Genomic DNA, 14,376 nt, shown 5'->3' with positions numbered 1-14,376 from the left:
ACTACGAGTTGCCTCGACTCCGTACGTGGGCACGCGTGCGCTCAGCTTGGATGCGGGTGCGGATCACACTCCACACAGCAGTTTGGTCCAATCCGTACACGAGCGTGATCTCGGATTCGAGATCCACCGTGCCCTCGAACGAATAGATCGCCATTTCGGTTTCGCGTTGGCCGACCCGGCGTTCGCCCCACGTCGGTGTGATTGCAGTGATGTTTGCGGGTCGGACCCGCACGCCCCTCGACAACAATTGGACCTCCTCCGGCACGAAACGAGCGTCGGGGTACTCCGAGAAGAAGGAGACGAGGAAGAGGTGGGGGGTGCCCGCCGATGCGCCGTACGAAGCTGCGAGGCTAGACAGCCGTTGATACGTATCCGGTGCCGTGACCAGCGTCACGGACTCCGCGAGAGGGGTGACCATGAGGCGCAGGTCTCCGCTGGTCAGCGAGATCGACACCTCTTCCTGGCGGAGGGTCCCGAAACCCGGAGGAGGCAGTTCTTGGACGGCTGCCGGGCTCGCAAGCTGCTCTCCCATCATCTCGGGGGGGATGCTGCAGGCCGCCACAAGGACAGCCGCTGCCAACCCTGTGCCCCAGAGCCGTACCATCGTGCCTTTGGTCGTCACTCTTCTTCTCCTTCTTCTTCTTCTTCTTCTTCGGGCAGAAGAAGTGCCTCCAAGGCGTCCAAGAGCGTCTCTCGACCCTCGCCCGTCTTGGACGAAAACGGCACAAGTTGATCGTCCTCCAGAGAGAACGCGTCACAGGTGCGTTTTATCGCCTTGCCCTGCTCCAGCGACTTCAGCTTGTCCATCTTCGTGAGCACGACAATGGTCGGGAGCCCGACCTCTGCCAGGTATGACATCATCTGATGGTCGTGCGGGGTCGGGTCACGGCGTGCGTCCATGAGGTGCACGAGGCCGTTCACGGTGTCCTTTTGCCCGAGGTACCACTCGATGAGCGTTGACCACTCATCGCGCATTTTGGCGGGTACCTTCGCGTAACCGTACCCCGGAAGATCGACGAGAAAGAACCGATCGTTCACCGTGAAAAAGTTGATTGTGCGGGTCTTTCCAGGGGTCGCGGAGACGCGCGCGATCTTCTTGCGCGTTCTCCGGAGCAACGTGTTGATCAGCGACGACTTCCCCACGTTCGACCGGCCAGAGAAGGCGATCTGTGGAAGGGTGCCCGGAGCTGGGCCGTTGGGTTGGGCAATCGTGCCCGCGTATTCAACCGTTTTGATTTTCATCCGTGCGGGAGCGGCATCTCCAAGCCAGTGCCAGGCGTCTCCTGAGGGCGGCGTCCGGACGGGTGAAGGAGTACCGCATCCATGACTTCATCCATGGTCCGTACAAGGTCGAAAGTGACACTCTCCAACACTTCGGCGGGAAGGAGTTCGAGGTCGGACGCGTTCGCTTCTGGGAGCACAACTCTTCGCATGCCGCTCCGCAGTGCTGCCACCGCCTTTTCCTTGACCCCCCCTACGGCGAGGACGCGGCCCCGAAGCGTAATTTCGCCCGTCATGGCCACATCCGCCCGCGTGGGGATATCCATCAGAGCCGAGATCAGCGCCATCGCGATCGTAATGCCAGCTGACGGCCCGTCCTTAGGGGTAGCTCCCTCCGGGATGTGGATGTGCACATCGATCTTCTCATGGAACTGTGGATCGAGGCCTAGCAACTCGGATCTCGATCTTGCGTACGTGACTGCGGCCTGTGCTGACTCCTTCATTACGTCGCCTAGGGTCCCTGTAAGTCTCAGAGCGCCAGCGCCCGCTACCACGGCGACCTCGACATCGAGTACAGCCCCGCCCGCCGCAGTCCAAGCCAGGCCGTTGGCGATCCCGATGCGGTCGCTGTCCTGGTCTCGGTCCGGAGGCGAGTAGGGTGGGGGCCCGAGGAGCCCCTTTAGGTCCGCCGCCCCGATGAGCGGCGGGATGAGTTCAGCGTCAGCCACTCCACGGGCAAGCTTCCGCGCGACTCGTGAAAGCCGTCGGTCGAGCTCACGGACTCCCGCTTCCCGGGTATACCGCGCGATGACATGGTGGATGGCCGGTTTGTCGAGGGCGACCCGCCCGGCAGCAATCCCGTGACGCTCTGACTGGCGCGGCCAGAGGAAGCGAGAGGCGATCTCACACTTTTCGGTATCCAAGTACCCGGGGAGTCGAATGATCTCCATGCGATCTCGAAGCGGCTCGGGAATACCCTGGAGGGTGTTCGCCGTCGCGATGAACAACACGTCAGACAGGTCGTATTCCAGCTCTAAGTAGTGATCCGCGAAGGCTTTGTTCTGCTCGGGATCGAGAACCTCGAGGAGCGCCGCGCCAGGGTCCCCGTGGAAGTCGCTGGCCAGCTTGTCTACTTCGTCCAAAAGGAAGACTGGGTTCTTCGTCCCCGAGCGACGCATCCCTTGAATGATGCGTCCAGGGAGGGCCCCTACGTAGGTGCGTCGGTGACCGCGAATCTCGGCTTCATCCCGAACTCCGCCCAGCGACACCCGCACGAACTCGCGCCCGAGTGCGTTGCCGATGCTCCGGCCCAGAGAGGTTTTTCCGACGCCGGGAGGCCCCGCAAGGCACAAGATCGGCCCTCGCATCTCCTTCACGAGCGAAAGCACGGCGACGTGATCTAGGATGCGTTCCTTCACTTCGCCCAGTCCGAAATGCTCCGAGTCGAGTATGTCCGATGCGTGTTCGACGGACAGATTGTCTTCGGAACGCGCCATCCAGGGCAGGGCCACGATCCAATCGAGATGTGTTCGGATCACCGCAGCTTCCGGCGCAACCGGGTTCAGCTTCTTGAGCCTGCCAAGCTCCTTTTCTGCCCGCTCACGGGCATCGGGGGGCAGATCTGCCTCGCGGACGGCCTCTTCGGCTTCCCGCCACTCATCGTTGTCCTGTTCTGCGGGTTCACGCTGAAACGCCTTGAAGCCCTGCCCCAATGCGGGTGTCCGGTCACGTCCCAGCTGGATCTGGATCTGGCGATCCAGCTTCGCTTCGATGCTTAGGATCTCCAGTTCCCGAACCAGCAGTTCTCGGAGAAGATTCAGCTGGTCATTCAGATCGGTCGCCTCAAGGAGTTCCTGTTTCTCGATCGAAGGAAGGATCAGGTGACCACCGACAAGGTGGGCAAAACGGACTCGGTCGCCCTCTGCAGACAGGATGCCAGGTAGCTCTTCCGGGATTCGTGCGTGGAGCCGGGCGTATTCCGCGTACAGGCTCACAACCGTTCTCGTAAGCGAGAGAACCTGATCTGTCGCGGCGCCCTCGTCCTCCACCTCTCGGCCGGTCAGTAGTTCAACGGACGCCCGTAGGGCCGCGGTGGTGGTGACCAGTCTCTTGATCTTGGCGCGCCCCAGGCCCTCGAGGACCACCCGCGAGGTTCCGTCTGGGAGACGTGAGACTTGGACGACGCGAGCTACGGTACCGACCCGGTGGAGATCGGTGCTGCCAGGGTCGTCGACCGAGGCGTCCTTCTGGGCTACCAAGAGCACCAGTCCCTCTTCGTCACGGGCCTCTTGAAGAGCAGTGACAGACCTCTCGCGACCAATCAGGAGTGGCAAGACGATGTATGGGAAGAACACTAGGTCCCGCAGCGCGATCACGGGGAGGCGACCAGGAACCTCGACTCGGTCTTCCGCTCGAACTAGCGTCGCCATTCGGAGAGCCGCGCTTGTGCCATGATTGCTGTGCTGTTCTTTGGCTGGGAGGGGCGTCTTCGGCGCATATCGTACGGGTTTGGTGGTCAGTGCAACAGACGAAGCCCCCTGCGATTGGTATCAGGAGGCTTTTTGTCGTCTAGGCGACAACCTGTGAGGCCAGGAGCGGCCTCAGGTCTTGATTCGGTGGTCAGGCTTCCATCTTATGTTCTGCAGGATGGAGTACCAAGAGAGGAGGTACCCCGTCGTTGATGCTCTCGGCTGTTACGACCACCTCGCGCACATCGGACCGTGAGGGGATGTCGAACATCACCTCACGCATGACGCCTTCGATGATGGACCGAAGCCCGCGGGCACCAGTCTTTCGGTCGAGCGTCCTCTCGGCGATGGCGACAATCGCCTCACGATCGAACGTGAGACCAACGCCTTCCAGCTCGAACATCTTGGTGTACTGCTTCACCAGGGCGTTCTTGGGCTCCTCTAGGATTCGCGTCAGCGCTTCCTCGTCCAACTCATCCAGGTTTACGCTGACCGGGAGCCGCCCCACGAGCTCTGGAATGATCCCGAAGCGCTGGAGGTCTTCGGGCTCGACCCACTGCATAAGGGGGCCTTCCTTCCGCTCCATGTCCTCACCAGCAAAGCCAATACGCCGACTGCCAATGCGCTGCTCGACGATCTTTTCGAGCCCGTCAAACGCACCGCCGCAAATAAACAGAATGTTGCGGGTGTTTATCTGGATGTACTCCTGCTGCGGATGCTTCCGTCCGCCCTGGGGCGGTACGCTCGCGATCGTGCCTTCCAAAATCTTTAGCAGGGCCTGTTGGACACCCTCACCAGAAACGTCACGGGTGATGGATGGGTTCTCAGATTTACGCGCGATCTTGTCCATCTCATCGATGTACACGATTCCCCGCTCACACTCGGCGACGTTGAAGTCAGCAGCATGAAGGAGTCGTACGAGGATGTTCTCGACGTCCTCGCCCACGTAGCCGGCTTCGGTCAACGTCGTCGCGTCGGCGATGGTGAAGGGCACGTGCAGCATGCGGGCAAGCGTCTGTGCCAGCAGGGTTTTTCCGACACCCGTCGGCCCAATGAGCAGGATGTTGGCTTTGTCGATTTCGACTTCGTCCAACACGCCATGATTGTTCACTCGCTTGTAGTGATTGTACACCGACACGGCGAGTGCCTTCTTAGCGTTCTCCTGACCAATAACATACTGATCCAGAACCGACTTGATCTCTTCGGGCGTGGGGCTTGGAGTCGTTTGTCCTTGAGCCTCGCGCTCTTCTTCCTCCGCTAGGATCTCGTTGCAGAGCGAGATGCATTCATTGCAGATGTATACGTTCGGTCCGGAGATGAACTTCTTGACGCTCTCCTTGGACTTTCCGCAGAAGCTGCAACGCAGGTGTTTATCGCTCGTCATCACAAGACCTCGCTATTCGGCGCTATCCGAGTCGGCCGGCTTCCCTTCTGTGGGCTGTACCGGGCCTTCCAGGACCTGATCGATGAGCCCGTACTCGACGGCTTCGACTGGGCTCATGAAACGGTCGCGGTCCACGTCGGCCGCGACTTGTTCAACGGACTTTCCCGTATGCTTCGAGAGGATTCCGTTGAGACTGTGTCTGATGTGCACGATCTCTTTGGCTGCGATCTCGATATCCGAAGCCGTACCGTGCGATCCGCCCGAAGGCTGATGGATCATAATGCGCGAGTTCGGTAACGCGCTGCGTTTGCCTTCGACTCCGGCGGTGAGCAGGATCGCGCCCATGGACGCTGCCATGCCAACGCAGAACGTCGACACCGGCGCACGCAGGTGCTGCATCGTGTCGTAGATGGCCATCCCCGCGTACACGCTCCCACCCGGCGAGTTGATGTACATGAAGATGTCGCGCTCCGGGTCCTCAGCATCGAGGAAGAGGAGCTGAGCCACGATGATGTTCGCCACGTTGTCATCAATACCGCTTCCTAGGAAGACGATCCGGTCCATGAGCAGCCGGCTGAAGATGTCGTAGCTACGCTCGCCGCGGCTGGTCCGCTCGATGACATAAGGTGGATAAATCGACATATCGCTCCGGGTCTCGTGGCTTATTCGGCCACCGCGTCAGTGATCTCGGACTGTTCTTTCAGATAATCGAAGACTCTTGTCTCGGTGAGCTCGCGTTCGAGCATCTCGAGACGGCCCGACTTCTGAAGGCCTGCATATACCTGCGCCGGGGTGCTGTTGTTCGCCTCGGCGATTTCTTCCACGCGGGCGTCGATGTCGTCATCCGTCGCCGTGAGGCTTTGGGATGTCGCCACCTCTTCCACGATGAGGATCCGCTTCACAGCGCGTTCCGCTTCAGGGCGAATGGACTCGCGCACTTCCGCCTTACGCTCCTCGTCCATCTCCTGTTGCTCGCCAATGACTCCGTCCGCGTACCGGTCGACCATCGACTTCGGAACCTCAAACGGGTTGGCATCGAGCACCATGTCCAGAAGTCGCCCTCGGACGACCGATTCGGCCTGCTGTTCAGCGTCCTTCGCCAAGTCTTCCTGGACCCTCGCCTTCAATTCCTCCACCGTCTCGAATTCGCCTACTTGCTTGGCGAGCTCGTCATCGAGGGCCGGGAGTTCGCGTTCCTTCCGCGCCAGCACCGTGACTTGGATTCTCTCCGTGTCGCCGCGCCGGCTTTCGTCGGGAAAGTCGTCTGGGAAGGACACGTCGAATTCACCGACTTCGTTGATGTCGAGCGTCTTGATTCCGTTCTCGATGTCCGGAAGCGCGTCGCCCTGGCCTAGAGTGAATTCATACTCCTTGCCTTCGTCGACCTCCTCACCTTCGATCTTCGCGATGCGAACCGAGACGAGATCGGTATCGACGGGCTTTCCTTCTTCTACCGGCTTCCATGCGCCGTGCTGCTCCCGGACGCGCTCTAGTACCTGGTCGACATGTTCGTCGTTCACCTCGGCGGCAGGCCGTTCCAGGACAAAACCACTGAGCGTAGAGAGCTCCACGACAGGCTGAACATCAAAAGCGATGGAGAACACGAGATCCTGATCGGGCTCGTAATTCACCTCCTCGATGTCACCCTCGCTGATCGGGCGCAATTCCTGAGCGGCCAACGCGCTCCGGTACGCATCACTGATCAACTTGTCGAGCGTCTCCTTCTTGAGAGACCCACCAAACCGTTGTTCGATCAGCTTGGTTGGGACGCGTCCCTTGCGGAAACCCTTGAGGCGTGCGCGGCCGGCAAGTTGCCGGGCGGCATTCTGTTCTTCTTCCTGAATAACAGATGCGGGTACGGTAACGCTCATGCTACGGCGCCACCGTTCATGCTCCGTCACGGAGATCTGAAGATTCGAAACGTCTACAGCCATACCCTCACGCCCTCACAGGGGCCAAAATCTGAAAGAAATCAACAAACGGAGACCATGAAGCGGGCCCCCGAGTGCGAAAGGGGGGACTCGAACCCCCACGGCATAAGCCACGGGATCCTAAATCCCGCGCGTCTACCAATTCCGCCACTTTCGCAGACCCGGGAAAAGATAAACCCGGCGCGAAGAAGGGTACACTCTCTCCGCGTCTGTCGTCCTAGCGCGGCATCCTCACGTTGACCACCTGTTGGTCTCCGTTTGGGTACTCGAAGTGCAGAGAGACGATCTCGCCCGGGTCGACTCCGCCCAGTGCGCGCCGGACGTCGGCGGGTGTGGAGATCGCAACGTCTTGCACGCGGACGATCTTGGTGCCGAGGTATCCACCCACCCCGCGACGATCCGCCGGGCTCCCACGTGCCACCTGCGTGAGGAATACGCCATCGGCATTTTCCCACCCCAAGCTCGCGATCTCCTCGAGATCAACCACTTCGACGTTGATTCCAAGCCGCTCGTCCGGCTCTCCCGTCCGTACGGTTACCACGGTGGGGATTTCGTTGATCGGCGCTTCGTCCAAGCGGATTTCTGCATCCATCAGACGACCGTCGCGATAGAGTGACACCTTGATACGGTCTCCCGGGCGGAACTCGGCCACGCGTGCCTGTAGTTCTGCCACATACCCGACGGGCTCGTCTTCGATGGCGACGATGACGTCTTCAGCTTCGAGTTGACCGTCCGAGGGACCCCCTTCGTTGACGCCCTGCACGAGGATCCCGGAGACGGAGGGGAGGCCGTACGCCTCGGCGTCTTCGGCCGAGACCGCGGCGATCCTCACACCGATCCGTGGACGCCTCACGTGTCCGAACTCGACGAGGTCTTCCATGACGCGCCGCGCGAGGTTGATGGGGATCGCGAAGCCGTACCCTTGATAACCACCGGTTGTCGATGCGATGGCCGAGTTGATGCCGATCACCTGACCCTTAAGGTTGATCATCGGGCCGCCGGAGTTGCCCGGGTTGATCACTGCATCCGTCTGGATGAAATCCTCGATTGCGAATCCGGCCGCGTCGGGCCCGTAGCGAGGGTCGTTCATCAGATCGCGCTGCAGCAACTGCAGCGGGCGGCCTAGTGCACTGATGATGCCGGCCGTCACGGTGAAGTCGAGCTGCGTGGAGCGGCCGATCCCCGGGTTTCCGATCGCCAGAATCCATTCGCCGACTTTACTGTCGTCCGAATCACCGAACGACATGTGCGGTAGTGGCTCATCGGCGACGATTTTGATGACAGCCACGTCCGTGAACGGGTCGTTTCCGACAATCACCGCTTCGTGCACGCTTCGGTCAGGGAAGTACACCGTGACCTGATTTGCGCCCTCGACGACGTGGTTGTTCGTCAGTATGTAGCCGTCCGCCGACACGATGAAGCCGCTCCCTCCAGCGATCGCTCCTTGGACCGGCGGAGCCTGCTCGTTGCCGTCATTGGGTAGGTCGAAGTAACGACGGAACGCGTCAGGGACCTGCTGGGTCGCTTGGCTGACCGGCCGTCGGCTCTCGATGCGCACTACCGCTGGTGTGACGGCGTCCGCGAGGTTGGTGAAAGCGGCACTCAGGTCGAGCGCCGGTTGCACAGCTTCCGGCGAGATCTGAGGAGATTCTTCGATAACCGGCATCGCGTACGATGTGCTCGTCCATCCGAGCCCGCCCGCCATGCCGATCCCGAAGAGAAATGCGACCGCCGTATAGAGGACGAGCTTGGCCTTGGCGCGAAGAGGGTCGTACATCGGTCACTCCTAATGTCTATGTCATCGGACGTTCATACGATCCGGACGGTCCAATCATACAATGAAGATCATGCCAAGGCTTGATCTTCTACACCTGTCTGAGACGCAAAACGTGGGGCGCCGGGTTGCCCCGATGCCCCACGCTTGAGCGCCCTGAGGGGGGTGCGACGTCAGCTTTCCTCGTCGACGATCTCGTAGTCTGCTTCGACCACGTCCTCGTCAGAGGAGGCCTCAGCCTCTCCCTTATCCCCGCCTTCCGCTTCCTCACCACCCGTCTCGGACTCTTCGCCCTCTTCATCGGAAGCCGCCTCGGCCTCCGCTGCCTGTGACTGGTACATCTCCTGCCCAGCAGCACTGAACGCCTGCATCAGCTCGTCACGGGCCGACGTCAGCGTCTCGAGTTCGTCACCCTTCAGTGCTTCCTTGGCAGCTTCGACTGCCTGGTTGAGACGCTCGCGCGTCGCTTCCTGGACCATGTCGCCCCACTCCGCCGTGTCCTTCTCGACCTGGTAGACGAGTGAGTCGAGCTGATTACGAGCCTCGACCTTCTCGCGGCGCGACTCGTCCTCGCCGGCGTGAGCCTCTGCGTCCTTGACCATACGCTCGATTTCGGCGTCGGAGAGGCCGCTCGAAGCTTCGATGCGGATCTTCTGTTCCTTAGCCGTGGCGCGGTCCTTGGCAGACACGTGCAGGATACCGTTTGCGTCGATATCGAAGGTGACCTCGACCTGCGGCATGCCGCGCGGTGCCGGCGGAATTCCCGTCAGCTGGAACTTGCCGATGGTCTTGTTGTCCATCGCCATCTTTCGCTCACCCTGGAGCACATGGATCTCGACCGTGGTCTGGTTGTCCTCAGCCGTTGAGAACACCTCGGCCTTCTTAGTCGGGATCGTCGTGTTCCGCTCGATGAGCGAAGTCATGACGCCACCCAGCGTTTCGATTCCGAGTGACAGCGGCGACACGTCGAGAAGGAGGACGTCAGTTACGTCACCGGACAGAACACCACCCTGAATAGCGGCACCGACAGCGACGACCTCGTCCGGGTTCACGCCCCGGTGAGGGTCCTTGCCGAAGAATTCCTTCACGATCTCCTGGATCTTGGGGATCCGCGTCGATCCACCAACGAGAATGACCTCGTCGATGTCGTCGGTCGTCAAGCCGGCGTCCTTGAGCGCAGCCGCCATGGGCGGGATCGTGCGTTGGTTCAGGTCATCCACCAGCTGCTCAAACTTGGCTCGGGAGAGGCTGTAGTTCAGGTGCTTCGGCCCTTCCTGGGTCGCAGTGATGAACGGCAGGTTGATGTCCGACGTCATGGTCGTGGACAACTCCATCTTCGCCTTCTCTGCTGCTTCCTTCAGGCGCTGGAGTGCCATGGAATCCTGAGACAGGTCGATTCCCTGGTCTTTCTTGAATTCCTCGACCAGCCAGTTGATGAGACGCTGGTCGTAGTCGTCTCCACCGAGGTGCGTGTCGCCGTTGGTCGATTTCACCTCGAAGACGCCGTCACCCAGCTCGAGAATCGAGATGTCGTACGTACCTCCACCGAGGTCGAAGACCGCGATCTTCTCTTCTGCCTTCTTGTCGAGGCCGTAGGCGAGTGCTGCTGCTGTCGGCTCATTGATGATCCGGAGCACTTCGAGACCGGCGATCTTACCGGCGTCTTTCGTGGCCTGGCGCTGGGCGTCGTTGAAGTAAGCCGGGACCGTAATTACGGCCTGGCTCACCTTGGTGCCCAGATAGTCCTCCGCAGTTTGGCGCATCTTCTGGAGGATCATTGCGCTTATTTCGGGCGGCGTGAACGTCTTGTCGACGTTCGGAATCTTGACCGTCACCCTGCCGCTGGCGTCGTGACCGACGTCGTACGGGACGAGCTTCTCTTCCCCAGCCACTTCGTCGTGCTTGCGACCCATGAACCGTTTGATCGAGAACACGGTGTTCTCGGGGTTCGTGATGGCCTGGCGACGTGCGACCTGACCGACCAGGCGCTCACCGTCCTTCGTGTGTGCGACGACGGAAGGGGTCGTGCGACCACCCTCGGAGTTGGGGATCACGACGGGCTCACCGCCCTCCATGACCGCGACCACCGAGTTCGTGGTACCGAGGTCGATCCCGATGACTTTACCCATTGTTCTCCTCTGCTCGTTCAATTGAATCCAGGAGGCGCCGGGGCGGTCCTGGACGATGATCTGTGTGAAAGCGCCGGTGGTGCCGGCGAAATCTGCGAGATTGCTGCCTCCGCATTACGGCGCAAGAAGTGCAATGATTATGCCGAATAAAGCGCCGCAATATGCGCCGGTATGGCGGATTTATCGCGGCACAACTGCCAAAATGGCAGCGCCTTGCCCCCATCTGATGATGGAGGGGCGCCGATTAAGGCAGGATGAAGCGCGGGCCCGCTCGGAGCGACTCGGCGGCTGTGGCTGGTGGTGAGGCACTGTCGCGCAGATATTGCGCGGCGATCGCAATCCATCCTCGAGGCTCGGGACCGCAGCACATGAAGCGACCCAGACTCTCCATTGCCGCTCTTTGGTGCGCTGCAGCCGTCCTCATGGTCACGGGTGTGTGGCATTCTCTGGGGGCCGGTACCGCGGATCCTCTCGCCACGGCAGCCGTCGTTCAGGCGGCGCCTCAGATCAGTGTGCCCCAGGGATCGTTGGGGACGCCGTTGCTCGAGCGGCTAAGGTCGATCCTCGGCCTTCTGGCACTGGTAGGGGTGGCCTGGCTCTTCAGTATGAATCGGAAGAACATCTCCTGGCGCGTGGTGATTTGGGGGATCTCTCTTCAACTCGTTTTTGCTGTGTTCATTTTGAAGACGCCCGTGGGTGAGGGAGTCTTTGATTTCATGAATACCATCGTCGTTGCCCTGCTCGGCTTCACTGTGGATGGCGCGCAGTTCATCTTCGGTAACCTGGTGTACAACAACGTGCCGGTTGGCGTCGCGGGCTCAGGCGCTTTTGTCGCGACGCCGGGCCGAGTCGCGAATACCGGCGCGATGTTCGCCTTCAACGTTCTGCCGACGATCATCTTCTTCTCGTCGCTGATGACGGTGTTGTATCACATCGGCGTCATGCAGGTCGCCGTGAAGGGCGTGGCGTTTGTCATGCAAAGAACCATGAAGACGTCAGGCGCCGAGACCCTTTCGGCCGCGGGCAACATCTTCGTCGGTCAAACGGAGGCGCCGCTGCTTATCAAACCTTTCGTCGATCGCATGACCAATTCCGAATTGATGGCGGTGATGACGGGAGGGTTTGCCACAGTCGCGGGTGGAGTGCTTGCTGCGTACGTCGGCATCCTAATCGCGTATTTTCCGGACATCGCCGGACACCTGATGGCCGCCTCGGTCATGTCCGCTCCGGCCGCGCTCGTGATCGCCAAGATCATGTATCCGGAGGACGGCGAGCCGGAAACCGCCGGAACGCTCGAGATCGACATCGAGAGGCCGGACGTCAACGTCATCGACGCGGCGGCTCGGGGAGCGTCCGAGGGGCTCTATCTCGCGCTCAACGTCGGCGCGATGCTGCTGGCGTTCATCGCTCTCGTGTACATGATGAACGGGATGCTTGGCTGGCTCGGTGGCTTGGTCGGTTTCGAGGCGTTGAGCTTCGAGTTGATTCTGGGTTGGGTGCTCGCACCGCTTGCTTGGCTGATGGGTGTGCCCTGGGTAGACGCGCCTGCTGTGGCTTCGCTCATGGGCGTGAAGACCGTTCTCAACGAGTTCTTCGCCTACTTCCAACTCGCGGCCACCTTGGGAGGCGAGCATACCTTGCAGCCTCGGTCGATTATCATCGCCACGTACGCGCTCTCCGGCTTCGCCAATTTCTCGTCGATTGCGATCCAGCTCGGCGGGATCGGGGGGATCGCACCGTCCCGCAGGCACGATCTGTCTCGGTTGGGACTCCGCGCGATGGTAGCCGGCTCGATTGCAGCCTTCATGACGGCAACAGTCGCCGGGATGATTCTCTGAACACCGAACGCGCTGGCATCCAGGTGCGGGCAGCAGCCGAAGAGCTTCGTCGGCGCCTGGTGACGGTGCCACGTATCGCAGTGGTGCTTGGCTCGGGCCTCAATCATCTCGCTGATGAAGTGCAAGACCCGGTCACGATTCCATTCGAAGACCTTTCTGGTTTCGTGCCTTCGGGAGTCGAGGGGCACTCGGGTCGATTCGTGGCGGGATCGTTAGACGGTACGCGGGTGCTTCTCCAGGCGGGTCGCTATCACGCCTACGAAGGACACGACTTGGACTTTGTCGTCGCGCCTGTCCGCGTGCTCTCGGCTCTCGGGGTTGAGGTGATGGTGTTCACTAACGCCGCGGGAGGCATCGACGGAGAACTCGGGCCGGGCGATCTCGTCCTTTTGGATGACCACATCAACATGATGTTCACGAATCCTCTCATCGGACCTGTGAAGCAGGGCGAGACACGATTCCCCGACATGAGCAGGCCGTACGATCGTGAGTTGCAGGACTTGGCTCGAGAGGTGGCGGAGCGTCTGGGCGTGGCCTTGTCGAGCGGGATCTACGCAGCCGTGCTCGGGCCTTCGTACGAAACCGCCGCTGAAGTCAAAATGCTGACACTGATGGGGGCGAACGTCGTGGGGATGTCCACCGTGCCCGAAGTCATCGCCGCGCGTGCGCTTGGCGTCCGTTGCATGGCATTCTCAATGGTCACCAATAAGGGGACAGGTCTCAGTCAGGAACCCATCGGGCACGACCAGGTCATCGAGGTTGGACAACAGATGGGCGCTCGCCTGGGGGGCGTGATTTCCGGCGTTGCCGAAGCCCTGGCTGCTTGTTCTCAGTCGGTGGGCGCGAAGTGATTCACAGGCCCGTGGCCTTTACCGAGGCCGGGAGCGGTTTGGATCGCCCGGGAGACGAACCGGATTGCGCGATCGACTGCGCCTTCCAGGGTGTTTCCGGTAGCCAGCCCCGCAGTGATTGCAGCGGAAAGGGTGCACCCGGTCCCGTGTGTGTGGACCGTGTCGATGCGGCTTCGCCGCCAGATGCGTTCGGTCTCACCGTCCCAGAACAAGTCGACGGCGTCACCGTCCAGATGTCCACCCTTGATCAGGGCGGCTCCAGCCCCGCGATCGACGAGCAGGCGAGCCGCCGCCGCCATCTCCGCCAGCGAGGTGACGGGGCCCCCGGACAAGACGGCAGCTTCTTGCAGGTTCGGCGTGACCAGGGCGACTCGCGAGAGCAGGACTTCGGCGATCGCAGACTCCGTCTCTTCGGGGAGGAGGCGATCGCCGCTCGTCGCGACCATGACGGGATCCATGACGTAGGCGCGGAGGTCGTGATCGTCGATGGCGGCGGCGACCGAATGCACCAACTCGAGGGACCCCAGCATGCCGGTCTTGAACGCTCGAGGTGGCAGGTCCGTCACCACCGCGTCGATTTGGGCTCGGACCTCGGAAACAGGCACGCTGTGGATCGACTGGACCCCGACCGTATTCTGAGCAGTGATCGCAGTGACGGCGCATGTCCCGAAGACACCAAATTGGTGGAACGTCTTGAGATCCGCCTGAATGCCGGCTCCGCCCCCGCTATCGCTTCCAGCGATGGTGAGCGCGACAGGCAGTTGTGGTTCGATCATACGT

11 protein-coding genes and 1 tRNA gene are annotated in these 14,376 nt (G+C 61.0%); 2 read left to right on the top strand and 10 right to left on the bottom strand.

The features are described from left to right. Position 1: 1 nt before the first annotated feature. From P8L30_12465 to dnaK, 9 genes are all read right to left on the bottom strand, one after another. Positions 2 to 622 (bottom strand): hypothetical protein, encoded by a 621-nt coding sequence (locus P8L30_12465; protein MDG2241007.1) that lies wholly within the window; start codon positions 620 to 622, stop codon positions 2 to 4. Then, on the bottom strand, positions 619 to 1,242 hold the full coding sequence (yihA, locus tag P8L30_12460) for a ribosome biogenesis GTP-binding protein YihA/YsxC (GenBank protein ID MDG2241006.1): 624 nt from the start codon (positions 1,240 to 1,242) through the stop codon (positions 619 to 621). The genes P8L30_12465 and yihA overlap by 4 nt, the downstream gene beginning before the upstream one ends. Further along, positions 1,239 to 3,650, bottom strand: coding sequence for an endopeptidase La (lon, locus tag P8L30_12455; GenBank protein MDG2241005.1), 2,412 nt, complete (start codon positions 3,648 to 3,650; stop codon positions 1,239 to 1,241). Before lon ends, yihA begins: the two co-directional genes overlap by 4 nt. 190 nt (positions 3,651 to 3,840) lie before the next feature. After that, positions 3,841 to 5,073 carry an ATP-dependent Clp protease ATP-binding subunit ClpX gene (clpX, locus tag P8L30_12450; GenBank protein MDG2241004.1) on the bottom strand — a complete coding sequence of 411 codons (1,233 nt, stop codon included), beginning with the start codon at positions 5,071 to 5,073 and terminating at the stop codon, positions 3,841 to 3,843. 12 nt (positions 5,074 to 5,085) lie between these two features. After that, positions 5,086 to 5,715, bottom strand: coding sequence for an ATP-dependent Clp protease proteolytic subunit (locus P8L30_12445; GenBank protein ID MDG2241003.1), 630 nt, complete (start codon positions 5,713 to 5,715; stop codon positions 5,086 to 5,088). 20 nt (positions 5,716 to 5,735) lie between these two features. Then, the gene (tig, locus tag P8L30_12440; GenBank protein MDG2241002.1) at positions 5,736 to 7,007 is read right to left on the bottom strand and encodes a trigger factor; all 1,272 of its coding nucleotides are present in this window, start codon (positions 7,005 to 7,007) and stop codon (positions 5,736 to 5,738) included. Positions 7,008 to 7,079: 72 nt separating this feature from the next. Beyond that, positions 7,080 to 7,161: transfer RNA gene (locus tag P8L30_12435), tRNA-Leu, on the bottom strand. A 60-nt stretch (positions 7,162 to 7,221) separates the two neighbouring features. Beyond that, complete coding sequence (locus P8L30_12430) at positions 7,222 to 8,781, bottom strand: trypsin-like peptidase domain-containing protein (protein ID MDG2241001.1); 1,560 nt, start codon at positions 8,779 to 8,781, stop codon at positions 7,222 to 7,224. 170 nt (positions 8,782 to 8,951) lie between these two features. Continuing rightward, positions 8,952 to 10,907: a molecular chaperone DnaK gene (gene dnaK, locus P8L30_12425; protein MDG2241000.1), complete on the bottom strand. Its 1,956-nt coding sequence runs from the start codon at positions 10,905 to 10,907 to the stop codon at positions 8,952 to 8,954. Positions 10,908 to 11,275: 368 nt separating this feature from the next. On the opposite strand from dnaK, the gene P8L30_12420 reads away from it, so the two are divergent. Both P8L30_12420 and P8L30_12415 read left to right on the top strand, forming a co-directional pair. After that, the gene (locus P8L30_12420) at positions 11,276 to 12,745 is read left to right on the top strand and encodes a nucleoside transporter C-terminal domain-containing protein (GenBank protein ID MDG2240999.1); all 1,470 of its coding nucleotides are present in this window, start codon (positions 11,276 to 11,278) and stop codon (positions 12,743 to 12,745) included. A 23-nt stretch (positions 12,746 to 12,768) separates the two neighbouring features. Continuing rightward, on the top strand, positions 12,769 to 13,596 hold the full coding sequence (locus tag P8L30_12415) for a purine-nucleoside phosphorylase (protein MDG2240998.1): 828 nt from the start codon (positions 12,769 to 12,771) through the stop codon (positions 13,594 to 13,596). On the opposite strand, the gene thiD is transcribed toward P8L30_12415, so the two are convergent. Then, positions 13,575 to 14,372, bottom strand: coding sequence for a bifunctional hydroxymethylpyrimidine kinase/phosphomethylpyrimidine kinase (gene thiD, locus P8L30_12410; GenBank protein MDG2240997.1), 798 nt, complete (start codon positions 14,370 to 14,372; stop codon positions 13,575 to 13,577). The genes P8L30_12415 and thiD overlap by 22 nt on opposite strands. Positions 14,373 to 14,376: the final 4 nt, after the last annotated feature.

This window comes from Longimicrobiales bacterium (genome assembly GCA_029245345.1).
Taxonomy (GTDB): domain Bacteria; phylum Gemmatimonadota; class Gemmatimonadetes; order Longimicrobiales; family Gaopeijiaceae; genus CALFPJ01.
The sequence above is the reverse complement of the archived record's forward strand: the minus strand, read 5'-3'. Positions and strand labels throughout refer to the sequence as shown.